The sequence below is a fragment of the Phaeobacter sp. CAU 1743 genome (assembly GCF_039839315.1).
Classification (GTDB): domain Bacteria; phylum Pseudomonadota; class Alphaproteobacteria; order Rhodobacterales; family Rhodobacteraceae; genus Phycobacter; species Phycobacter gallaeciensis_A.
Map to the genome: position 1 here is coordinate 48,948 of NZ_JBDOQR010000026.1, position 10,282 is coordinate 59,229.

Here is a 10,282-nt window from a genome sequence, read left to right on the forward strand (position 1 = left end):
CCGGGCCCAAGGCTGTTTGCTGCATCTTTGATGCGGCGATACAGGCGCGGGAGGCCCCCCGCGCCTAGAGCAAGCGCCCCGAAGCCACCCACCAGTCAGGGTGTTTCGCACGAATATCCTCTGCCGCGTTTTGCGCCTGCTCCTCGTCAGGTTCGAACAGCGCAAAACAGGTGGCGCCAGAGCCGGACATGGCCGAAAACAGCGCCCCCGAGCCACGCAGCGCGTCCAGAACCTCTCCGATCACGGGCGCAGCCGCCACCGCGGGGGCCTGCAAATCGTTGCGCTGCCCCGCCAGCCATTCCGACAGCTCCACCGCATCGCCCCAGACCGGCAGGTCCTGCGGCATTGCGGGGTTCTGGCGGCAGACCAACCCGCGGAAGACCACCGGGGTAGAAACCGCCACACCAGGATTCACCAGCAGGATATCGCAGGGGGGCAAGGGCGGCAGCGGCGTCAGATCCTCGCCAATCCCCGCCATGCGCCAGGCTCCCGGCGCTATGCAGACAGGCACATCTGCGCCGAGGCTTAGCAAATCCGATTCACCGGGGAGCTCCACATCCCATAGCTGCGATAGTGCCCGCAACGTTGCCGCCGCATCCGAAGAGCCGCCGCCAATGCCAGCCGCTGCAGGCAGATGTTTTTCCAGAGTAATCTCAGCGCCCGGCCCGGCAGGTTTCAAAACCTCTGCCGCCCGCAACACAAGGTTGGAACCGTCCGTGGGCACGCCAGCCGCCCGTGGCCCAGTCACATGCAGGGACAGATCCTCAGCCGGGCGCACCCGCACCTGGTCCCCGACATCGCAAAACGCCACCAGCGAATCCAGCAGGTGATAACCATCGGCGCGCTGGCCGGTCACATGCAGGGTCAGGTTGATCTTGGCCGGGGCGAAAGCCTCAACCGCCATTGGCAACCTTCAGGGGATCCGCACCTTCTTCTTCCAGCACCACATCCAGACCGACCTCGATCTTGCGGCGGATCCGTTCGGGATCGGCTTCACCATCGCCTTCGCCAGAGTGGATGAAGGACAGCGCTCGTTTCCACTGGAATTCCGCTTCGCGTTGGCGGCCTACTGCCCAGAAAACATCGCCAAGATGGTCATTCACCACCGGATCCACCGGCATCAATTCCACCGCGCGCTCCATGTGGCCCACCGCCTCGCTATAACGACCAAGACGATACAGCACCCAGCCCAGCGAATCGACGATATAGCCCGACTCGGGACGTGCTGCGACGGCGCGCTCGATCATGTCGAGCGCCTCATCCAGGTTCTTCTGCTTTTCCACCAGCGAGTAGCCAAGGTAGTTCAGCACCTGCGGGCGGTTCGGCTCCAGCGCCAGAGAGGCACGGAAATCGGCCTCGGCCTCGGCCCAGTTATCCAGCCTTTCGTGGCAGATGCCGCGGGCATAATAGAGGAACCAGCGGCTCGGCGATTGTTCAGGCGTGTAGGTCAGCGCCTTGTCATAGGCGGTCACGGCGCCAGTGTAGTCTTCCTGCTGTCGCAGCAGGTCGCCCAGGCTGACCTGAACCTGAGGCAGTTCAGGATAGATCTCTGCCAGTTGCGCCAATACCTCGGCTGCGGCGTCCGGTTTGGCCGAGCGGCGCAGCGCCTCGGCGCGGCCCATTTCAGCGGCATAATAATCGGGATGGCTGCGCGGCACCTGTTTATAGGTGGCAATCGACAGCGGGAAGCGGCCCAGCTTGTCCAAGAGCTCCGCGCTTAGCAGAACCGCATCGACGTGATCCGGGTTCAGGACCGAGGCCATGCGGGCATACATCAGCACATAGTCATCCGCCTGCTGCCCATTCAGCGCCGATCCCATGGTGAAAAAGACTTCGGCGATCCCTTCGACCGGGCCGGGCGCCATGGTAAAGCCAAGCGCCTCGCCTGCCTCAAGTCGGCCCCGCAAATCCGCAAGCGCCGGATCAAAGCCGCTGCTGAAAGCCCCGCTCAGCACCTCAAGCGCCTTTTCGTTCTGCCCCAGCTGCGACAGGATCTGCATCCGCGCCAGAACCGATTGGCGCGACAGGCGGGTCAGCTTGCCATCCTCGGCCGCGAACATCGCCTCTGCGCCCTCGTAGTCCCCGACCGAGGCCAGCGCCAGCGCCTGATGAAACTGCGCGTAGGGGCGCAGGTTCTGGTCTTCGGCAAGGGCTTCGAAACTCTGCATCGCGGCGGAGACAGCCCCTTCGCCCATATGCGCCCAGGCTGTCAGCAACCCATCCACCAGCGGGTGAATATCGCGGATCGCCAGATCCCGCGCCAGAATGTCGACAAAGGCGCCGCGGCGGGCGAAATCGCCCACCATGACCATATTCGTCGCCTGGCTGCGCAGCTCCATCTCCCACAGGCGCTGTGCCACTGGCAGTGCACGATCCAGATCGCCCTGCGCCAGCTGGGCAAAGACCACATTTTCCATCAACACGGGGTTCTTCGGATCGCGGACCAGAGCGCGGGTGTAATATTCGGCAGCTGCCGAGAAATCACTCTCATAGGTGGCGGCCCGACCAGCGAGGTACGCCCCCGCCAATCCGTTAGCTGCAACTGGCGCCGCAAGGCCCAGCGTGGATGTGACCGAAACAGACAGCGCAACCAGCGCCGCGGATGACAGGTTGCGAAGATTTTGAACCGGCACCGGGACCTCCCCCAAGGGTATGTATTCGTGATTGTGAAAAAGGGTAATCCGGGCGCTGACAACACGCAATGGGGCGCCTCGGAAGGCGCCCCACTTTTGCGTTATTTCCGGCAAAACCGGAGGAAATCCGCCCGGCTGCGGGCAAATCTGCCCAAACCGGATCACATATTGGGATAGTTCGGCCCGTCACCGCCCTGCGGCGTGGTCCAGGTGATGTTCTGGCTCGGGTCCTTGATGTCGCAGGTCTTGCAGTGCACGCAGTTCTGGAAGTTCACCACGAACTCCGGCTTGCCGTCCTTTTCGACCACCTCGTAGACGCCGACCGGGCAATAGCGCTGCGCCGGTTCGTCGTATTTTGGCAGGTTGACCGAGATCGGCGTATCCGCATTGCCAAGGTGCAGGTGGCAAGGCTGGCTTTCCTCGTGATTGGTCATCGCGAAGGAGACGTTGGTCAGCCGGTCAAAGGACAGGGTGCCATCGGGTTTCGGGTAATCAATCGGCTTGTGCTTGCTGGCCTCTTCGGTGGCTTCGGCGTCGTTCTTGCCGTGACCAAGGGTGCCAAAGAAGGACAGGCCAAGGATGTTGTTGGTCCACATATCCAGACCACCCAGCATCAGCGAGGCGGTGAGACCCCACTTCGACCACATCGGCTTGACGTTGCGGACCATCTTGAGGTCCTTGCCGATAGCGCCTTCGCGCACGTCTGTCTCATAGGCGGACAACTCGTCACCGGAACGCTCGGCCTTGATGGCGTCATATGCGGCTTCGGCTGCGGCCTTGCCCGACAGCATGGCGTTGTGGTTGCCCTTGATGCGCGGCACGTTGACCATGCCTGCGGCGCAACCCAGCAGCGCCACACCAGGTGCCACAAGCTTCGGCATCGACTGCCAGCCGCCTTCGGTGATGGCGCGGGCGCCATAGGCCACGCGCTTGCCGCCTTCCAGCAGCTCGGCGACCATCGGGTGGTGCTTGAACCGCTGGAATTCCATGTAGGGGAACAGGTAGGGGTTCTTGTAGTTCAGGTGCACCACGAAGCCCACGTAAACCTGATTGTTGTCCAGGTGATAGATAAAGGAGCCACCGCCAGCGTTGGAATTCAGCGGCCAACCCATGGTGTGGGTGACGGTGCCTTCCTTGTGCTTGGCCGGGTCGATCTCCCAGATCTCTTTCATGCCGACGCCGTATTTCTGCGGCTCCTTGCCATCGGACAGGCCGTATTTGGCGATCACTTCCTTGGACAGCGAGCCACGTACGCCTTCGCCGAGGAAGACATATTTGCCGTGCAGTTCCATGCCCGGCTCGGTGTTGGGACCGTAAGAGCCGTCGGCCTCCAGACCGAAGACACCGGCGACCACGCCTTTGACTTCGCCGTTGTCGCCGTAGATCAGCTCGGAGCAGGCCATGCCCGGGAAAATCTCGACGCCCAGTTCCTCGGCCTGTTCAGCCATCCAGCGGCAGACATTGCCCATGGAGACAATGTAGTTGCCGTGGTTGTTCATCAGCGGCGGCATCGGGAAGTTGGGGATCCGCACCTCGCCCGACTCGCCCATCATGTAGAAGTTGTCTTCCTTGACCGGCGTGTTGAGCGGCGCGCCCTTTTCCTTCCAGTCGGGGATCAGCGCATCAAGACCGCAGGGATCCAGAACCGCGCCCGACAGGATATGCGCGCCCACTTCGGAGCCTTTTTCCAGCACCACGACCTCAAGGTCGCTGTCCAACTGCTTCAGACGGATCGCCGCCGACAGACCCGCAGGGCCGGCCCCGACGATCACAACGTCATATTCCATCGCTTCGCGTTCAATCTCGGCCATAGATGATGTGCTCCTTGGCTATCGTTCGTTTCTGTCCCCATCGGACAGAAGGTCCTGGGCGCAATTTTCTTTCGCGGTTGCTTAGCGTTTGGGGATTACAAAGGTCAATCCATACTCTGCGTTACGTTCCAGCAGAACGGGCTTTTCCGTATAAAACATACTCATTTCCGACGCTCATCCGTCATTTTCAACCTCTGGGCTGTCCCCCATCAGATAGCGCGGGCCGGTGCCCTTCTCTCCTGCCTTGTCCTGCGGATTATATAGCGCGCATCTCGGCAAGGACAGGCAGCCGCATCCGATACAGCCATCAAGGTTATCACGCAGCTTCATAAGCGTCTCGATTCGCTGATCCAGATGAGCGCGGAAGTCCGAGGAAATCGCCGCCCAATCCTCTTGCGTCGGGGTGCGCCCGCCCGGCAGTTTTTTCAGGTACTCGCGGATCTCCGGCAGGGAAAACCCGAACTGCTGCGCGATCATGATGAAGCTGAGCCGCCTGAGATCCGAGCGCAGGAACCGCCGCTGCCCGCCCGCATTGCGCCAGGGCTCTACCAGACCCTGCGCCTCGTAATACCGGATGGCAGAGACGGCCAGCCCGGTGCGCTCTGCCAGATAGCCAATCGAAACACCTGCGGATTTTGCCATGTCGGATCCCTTCCCTGACGTGATGAGAAATACCTTGATCTAAAGTTAGGTTTAGAAATTACACAGGATGCAGAGATTATCAAAGGAGATTCGAAATGACCGCCATTCTTGAACACGCGAACCTCTGCGTCAGCGATCCCCATGCCACCGCCGCCTGGATGGAAAAGGTCTTTGGCTGGCGGATCCGCTGGCAGGGTCCGGCAATCCACGGCGGCCTTTCGGTCCACGTCGGCAGCAAGGACAGCTATCTTGCGCTTTATACGCCACCGGAAGACCTGGGTGATCCGCTGCCCCGCTATGCCAACAAGGGAACGCTCAACCATCTGGCGCTGATCGTCGAGGATCTGGACAGCGCCGAGGAGGCGGTTCGGGAGGTCGGCTTCACGCCGATGAACCACGCCGATTACGAACCCGGACGACGGTTCTATTTCTTGGATGGAGAGGGGGTGGAATATGAGCTTGTTTAATATGATTGAGTTGTTGGGGATCGACGCACACAGGCGGCCCCGGGGCAGGCACACCACGCGGTTCCACGGCGATCAGGCCGAGGCACAGTTCTGGCGCATCGAAGCGCATCTGCCGGTGCCGGACCCGCTGCCACCGCGACATATCAAGCGGCGATAAATCCCGCAGCAAGTCCCGGTCCCTGCAGCAAAACTCTGCCCGTGGCCGCAGGTCCCCCTTGCATTTGGCCCCGCGATTGGGTCAGGTAAATGCCAACACGAATAAATGCCCCGTCGCACCTGCGGCGGGGCTGTCACGTTCAAAAGACCCGTAGCACATGCACGGCACGACCAGACGAAAGCGGAGCAGACCATGGAAAAGATCCCGATGACGCCGACGGGCTTTCAGGCCCTCGAAGCGGAACTCAAAAACCTGAAATCCGTCGAGCGCCCGGCCATCATCCAGGCCATCGCCGAAGCCCGCGAGCTCGGCGATTTGTCGGAGAATGCCGAATACCATTCGGCGCGCGAAAAACAGTCCTTCATCGAAGGCCGCATCAAGGAACTCGAAGGCATTCTTAGCCTCGCCGATGTGATCGATCCGGCGAAACTGTCGGGGTCTGTGAAATTCGGCGCCAAGGTCACCGTGGTGGATGAAGACACCGACGAGGAAAAGACTTGGCAGATCGTCGGCGAGCACGAGGCCAATATCGAAGCAGGCCTGCTGAACATCAAATCACCGATTGCCCGGGCCTTGATCGGCAAGGAAGAAGGCGACAGTGTGGAGGTACGCACCCCCGGCGGGGAGCGCGCTTATGAGATTTTGCAAATCGTTTATTCCTGACAAGACAGAACCCATCCGCCATGACCGCACCGGATCCCGCCTCAAAGACCGCCCATAACCAGCCGCTCGGCACGTTCGAGCGCCCCTCGGCCACGGGATTGGGCGGCGCCGAGATGGGGGCGATCGTGCTGGGCTGCATCTGGCTTTTGGCGGTTCTGGCGGCCTACCTTCTGGCTCCTGCTGAAACGGACGGTGCCGATGGCTGGACCGGCTGGGTGCAGACGGCGCTGGCCGTCTGCCTGCCGGTGATCCTGCTCTGGGGCGGCGCCATGGTGCTGCGGTCGATCCGGATCATGCGCGAGGAAACCCTGCGCCTGCAATCGGCCATCGACGGGCTGCGGCACAGCTACCTGACCCACGCCCAGCAGGCCACGGCGGTGGCGGAGCCTTCGGTCACCAAGAAGCTCGAGGAAATCGCCGAGGCGACGCGCAAGACCGAAAGCGCACTGGCCACTTTCCAGAGCAGCCGCCGCAACCCGCCGCGCCCGGCGATCCCCGCCGAAGCCGCCCAGATGGCCGCAGCGGATCAGGGTACGCTGGCCCTTGGCACCTCCTCGGAAGACATGTCGCCGCCGCTGCCGGTGGACCAATTCATCCGCGCGCTCAATTTCCCAGAAACCGCAGAGGACGAAGAAGGCTTCTCGGCCCTGCGCGCCGCGCTTAAGGACCGCAAGGCCTCGCAGGTGATCCAGGCGGCGCAGGACGTTCTAACCCTGCTCAGCCAGGACGGCATCTATATGGACGATCTGCGCCCGGACATGGCGCGCCCCGAAATCTGGCGCCAGTTCGCCCAGGGCGCCCGCGGTCGCGCCGTGGCGGCGCTTGGCGGGGTGCGGGACCGGACATCGCTGGCCCTGACAGCCGCGCGGATGAAACAGGATCCGATCTTCCGCGATGCCGCGCATCACTTCCTGCGCCGGTTCGACCAGATGTTCACCGAATTTGAGACCGAAGCCAACGACAGCGAAATCTCCGCTCTTGGCGACACCCGCACCGCGCGCGCCTTCATGCTGGTGGGCCGCGTCGCGGGCACCTTCGACTGATCTTCAGCGGGCGGGCGCACAGCTCCCGTCTTTACAGCTTTCGGCAAGGGGACACCCGCGCGGGGTACGGCGCGGGTGTCACCATCCCGCGCCCTGCACCGCAGGGCGCCCGGCCCAACCGCGAAGGTCATTGCCTGCAATGATACTGAATGGGCGGGAGCACCCCGCTCCACAGACACCAGCCTAAAGGGAAAAACTGCCATAGGGCAGGAAACGCACCGGATCGCCGGGCCGGATATGCGCCGCATCCTCGCCAATCTCGACCAGCCCTTCGGCCCAGCTGAGGCCGCTGATCCGGCCAGAGCCTTCGGATTTGAACACTTCGACGCGCCCCTGCCGGATACGGGCGCGCAGGTATTCCCGCCGTCCCGGTTTCTTGCGCTTCTCAAACCCGGCAGGCACATCGAACCCCTGCGGTTCCTGCCACCCGGCCCCCGCCATCACCCCGATGGCAGGGCGCGCAAAGATCAACGTACAGACCAGCGCCGCCACCGGATTGCCCGGCAGGCCAAAGACCGGCATTCCCTGCCACATCCCCAGCGCCAGCGGACGGCCGGGTTTAAGGGCAATGCGCCATTCCTGCATGGCGCCTGCCTCGCGCAAGAGGGCCGAGACATGATCTTCATCCCCCGCCGAGGCACCGCCGCTGGTCAGGATCACGTCCGCCTGTGACGCCGCGCCGTCCAGCCGCGCCCGCAGCGTAGCGCGATCATCACCGACGCGTCCCAGATCCACGGCAATCACGCCCAACTGCCGCAGCAACGCCAGCAGCATCGGCCGGTTGGCATCATAGATCTGCCCCAGCCCGGCAGGCGCACCCGGATCGCGCAGTTCATCGCCGGTGGAAAGCACTCCAACGCGCAAGGGCTGCCGAAGTGGCAATGTGTCGTTTCCCGTCGCCGCGGCGAGCGCCAGATCGGCAGGTGTCACCACCCGCCCCGCACTCAGAATCACATCTCCGGCCGCCACATCCTCACCGGCGCGGCGGGTATTGGCGCCCTGTTTCAGCGGCCCGTGAAAGGCGATCTGACTGCCATCCGTGGTCACGTCTTCTTCCAGGATAACGGTATCGACGCCTTCGGGCAGAGCGGCCCCGGTCAGGATACGAATGGCCTGCCCCGCAGGCACCACGCCGTCAAAGGGCACCCCCGCCGCCGCACGCCCGGCGACCAGATCCATGACCTGTGCCCCTTCGGCTATGGGACCGGCAAAGCCATAGCCATCCACTGCGGTATTGGGCTGCGGCGGGTTCGATCGCTGCGCCACCACATCTGCGGCCAGCACCCGCCCCACAGCCTGATCCAGCGGCAGGCTCTCCACGCCAGTCACCGGCCCCAGCCGCTGCCGCAGCAGCGCCAGCGCATCCTCGACCGGGGTCCAGTTCACGCCCGCCGGCAAGGCAAAGCAATCATCGCGCAGCGGCGGCGGCTTCAGGGTCATCTCGACTCCACTCCAAGGATCCAGCCCTCTTCGGGGGTGGTAATATCCAGCATTCTGTTCAGTTCTGCCACAGGGCGGCGGGCAAGTTCCAGAGCCACCTGCTGCACCTGCCAGGCATCCTTGATCATACCAGCAGGCGGCGTAGGAACCGTCAGCGAGGGCCAGATCTCCACCAGCGCCACCGCCCTGTCCAGCGCCTCAAACGGCCACGCGGCCACATGCGGCGCAAAGCGGCGGCGCAACCGGGACAGCACCGGCAATCCCATCATCACCTGACCACCGACAGAACCTGCGCCAGCCATCTGCCAGCAGGTGAAGGCGCCCGGCGCCAGATGTTCGACCGCGCGCCGATCCGGAAAAGGGTTCTGATAGCTACGCTTGGTGCGCGGCAGCCCGTCGATATTGCGCTTCAGCGCATTGACCCAGAAAGGCCCCTGCCCGCCAAAGCGGCGGTTGATTTCGCCCGCCAGATCAAAACGGTTGTTTGCCCTGGGGCTGTCTTCGATCCGCGCCTCGAACCAATCCCAGAGCGCCAGAGGATCGCTCTGCCCGGTCAGCGCCGGGCCAAAGCCTGCGGGATAGCCAAAGGGAAAATCAAATCCGATGCAAAGCCGTTGATCCCGGCTCAGCGCCAATTCCACCTGATCGCAGAGCCAGCCTTCGACCAGCTGGCGATTGCGGAAATAAAGCGGGTCTTCTGCGCCGTCCCGGCCCGCCAGACAGGCCCAAATCGCATCGCGGCGTGGACGCGGTCCGGCATCGTTGCCGCCGGACCAATCCACCATCACGAAGGTGTCAAACGGCCTCACAAGCCCAGTTCACCTGCGATGAAATCGGCAATCGCCACGGTATCGTCCAGATCGAACACGGGCCGATCCAGATTGAGGGAAATATCGCTGGCCACGGCCCGGATCGATTGATCCCCCGGCGCGATCAGCGGATTGCCCGCATCGGTGCGATAGGCCTCGATCTTGGGATGCGGTTCGCGTTTGAAGCCCTCGACAAGAACCAGATCCACCGGATTGAGTCGCGACAGCAGATCAATAAAGGACGGCTCTTCCGCATCGCGCAATTCCTGCATGATCGCCACCCGGTTGGGCGAGGCCAGAAGAACCTCCGAGGCGCCCGCGCTGCGATGGCGGTGGCTGTCGGTGCCGGGTTGATCGACATCGGTGCTGTGATGGGCGTGTTTCAGGGTCGAAACGCTCAGGCCGCGAGCACAGAATTCAGCCACCAGCCGCTCCATCAGGCCTGTCTTGCCGGCGTTTTTCCAGCCGGTTACTCCGTAAATTTTCATACTATACCGTGCTTACGCCAAAACCCGAAATTTTTCGTGAGTGACGACCCTGAAGCTATCTGACACTTGGTTTCGGAAGGTTTCCCACTGGTTGGGCAGGGTCTCCCGAAAGAACTTCAGGATCGCATC

General features: G+C 62.8%; 11 protein-coding genes. 4 read left to right on the forward strand and 7 right to left on the reverse strand.

Going from position 1 to position 10,282, the window contains the following annotated elements; translation table 11 throughout:
- Window positions 1-64: 64 nt before the first annotated feature.
- The 4 genes from AAFO90_RS11960 to soxR form a co-directional block, all read right to left on the reverse strand.
- Window positions 65-904 carry a 4-(cytidine 5'-diphospho)-2-C-methyl-D-erythritol kinase gene (locus AAFO90_RS11960; RefSeq protein ID WP_347509560.1) on the reverse strand — a complete coding sequence of 280 codons (840 nt, stop codon included), beginning with the start codon at window positions 902-904 and terminating at the stop codon, window positions 65-67.
- The gene (locus tag AAFO90_RS11965) at window positions 894-2,633 is read right to left on the reverse strand and encodes a tetratricopeptide repeat protein (protein WP_065273704.1); all 1,740 of its coding nucleotides are present in this window, start codon (window positions 2,631-2,633) and stop codon (window positions 894-896) included. Before AAFO90_RS11965 ends, AAFO90_RS11960 begins: the two co-directional genes overlap by 11 nt.
- 161 nt (window positions 2,634-2,794) lie before the next feature.
- On the reverse strand, window positions 2,795-4,444 hold the full coding sequence (locus AAFO90_RS11970; protein ID WP_347509561.1) for an electron transfer flavoprotein-ubiquinone oxidoreductase: 1,650 nt from the start codon (window positions 4,442-4,444) through the stop codon (window positions 2,795-2,797).
- A 174-nt stretch (window positions 4,445-4,618) separates the two neighbouring features.
- Window positions 4,619-5,086, reverse strand: a complete 468-nt coding sequence (soxR, locus tag AAFO90_RS11975; protein ID WP_347509562.1) for a redox-sensitive transcriptional activator SoxR — start codon at window positions 5,084-5,086, stop codon at window positions 4,619-4,621.
- Between the two features lie 95 nt (window positions 5,087-5,181).
- On the opposite strand from soxR, the gene AAFO90_RS11980 reads away from it, so the two are divergent.
- The 4 genes from AAFO90_RS11980 to AAFO90_RS11995 all read left to right on the forward strand — a co-directional run bounded on the left by AAFO90_RS11980 (window position 5,182) and on the right by AAFO90_RS11995 (window position 7,416).
- On the forward strand, window positions 5,182-5,553 hold the full coding sequence (locus AAFO90_RS11980; RefSeq protein ID WP_347509563.1) for a VOC family protein: 372 nt from the start codon (window positions 5,182-5,184) through the stop codon (window positions 5,551-5,553).
- Complete coding sequence (locus tag AAFO90_RS11985) at window positions 5,540-5,710, forward strand: hypothetical protein (RefSeq protein WP_274837541.1); 171 nt, start codon at window positions 5,540-5,542, stop codon at window positions 5,708-5,710. Before AAFO90_RS11980 ends, AAFO90_RS11985 begins: the two co-directional genes overlap by 14 nt.
- A 192-nt stretch (window positions 5,711-5,902) precedes the next feature.
- Window positions 5,903-6,373, forward strand: a complete 471-nt coding sequence (gene greA, locus AAFO90_RS11990; protein ID WP_065272478.1) for a transcription elongation factor GreA — start codon at window positions 5,903-5,905, stop codon at window positions 6,371-6,373.
- 20 nt (window positions 6,374-6,393) lie between these two features.
- Complete coding sequence (locus AAFO90_RS11995) at window positions 6,394-7,416, forward strand: hypothetical protein (RefSeq protein ID WP_274827580.1); 1,023 nt, start codon at window positions 6,394-6,396, stop codon at window positions 7,414-7,416.
- 183 nt (window positions 7,417-7,599) lie between these two features.
- Here AAFO90_RS11995 and glp read toward each other — a convergent pair whose 3' ends face one another.
- Genes glp through mobB form a run of 3 tightly spaced genes read right to left on the reverse strand, consistent with a single transcriptional unit; the run spans window position 7,600 to window position 10,153 of the window.
- Window positions 7,600-8,856 carry a gephyrin-like molybdotransferase Glp gene (gene glp / locus AAFO90_RS12000; RefSeq protein WP_347509564.1) on the reverse strand — a complete coding sequence of 419 codons (1,257 nt, stop codon included), beginning with the start codon at window positions 8,854-8,856 and terminating at the stop codon, window positions 7,600-7,602.
- A complete protein-coding gene (locus AAFO90_RS12005; RefSeq protein WP_347509565.1) occupies window positions 8,853-9,665 on the reverse strand; it encodes a molybdopterin guanine dinucleotide synthesis in 813 nt (270 codons plus the stop codon). Before AAFO90_RS12005 ends, glp begins: the two co-directional genes overlap by 4 nt.
- Window positions 9,662-10,153 (reverse strand): molybdopterin-guanine dinucleotide biosynthesis protein B, encoded by a 492-nt coding sequence (gene mobB, locus AAFO90_RS12010; protein WP_274839408.1) that lies wholly within the window; start codon window positions 10,151-10,153, stop codon window positions 9,662-9,664. The genes AAFO90_RS12005 and mobB overlap by 4 nt, the downstream gene beginning before the upstream one ends.
- Window positions 10,154-10,282 lie beyond the last annotated feature (129 nt).

Excerpts from the sequence above, each read along its gene's own strand:
- AAFO90_RS11985 (WP_274837541.1), top strand. The coding sequence starts at position 5,540 with ATGAGCTTGTTTAATATGATTGAGTTGTTGGGGATCGACGCACACAGG.
- mobB (WP_274839408.1), bottom strand. The coding sequence starts at position 10,153 with ATGAAAATTTACGGAGTAACCGGCTGGAAAAACGCCGGCAAGACAGGC.
- glp (WP_347509564.1), bottom strand. The coding sequence starts at position 8,856 with ATGACCCTGAAGCCGCCGCCGCTGCGCGATGATTGCTTTGCCTTGCCG.
- AAFO90_RS11970 (WP_347509561.1), bottom strand. The coding sequence starts at position 4,444 with ATGGCCGAGATTGAACGCGAAGCGATGGAATATGACGTTGTGATCGTC.
- soxR (WP_347509562.1), bottom strand. The coding sequence starts at position 5,086 with ATGGCAAAATCCGCAGGTGTTTCGATTGGCTATCTGGCAGAGCGCACC.
- AAFO90_RS11995 (WP_274827580.1), top strand. The coding sequence starts at position 6,394 with ATGACCGCACCGGATCCCGCCTCAAAGACCGCCCATAACCAGCCGCTC.
- AAFO90_RS11960 (WP_347509560.1), bottom strand. The coding sequence starts at position 904 with ATGGCGGTTGAGGCTTTCGCCCCGGCCAAGATCAACCTGACCCTGCAT.
- greA (WP_065272478.1), top strand. The coding sequence starts at position 5,903 with ATGGAAAAGATCCCGATGACGCCGACGGGCTTTCAGGCCCTCGAAGCG.
- AAFO90_RS11980 (WP_347509563.1), top strand. The coding sequence starts at position 5,182 with ATGACCGCCATTCTTGAACACGCGAACCTCTGCGTCAGCGATCCCCAT.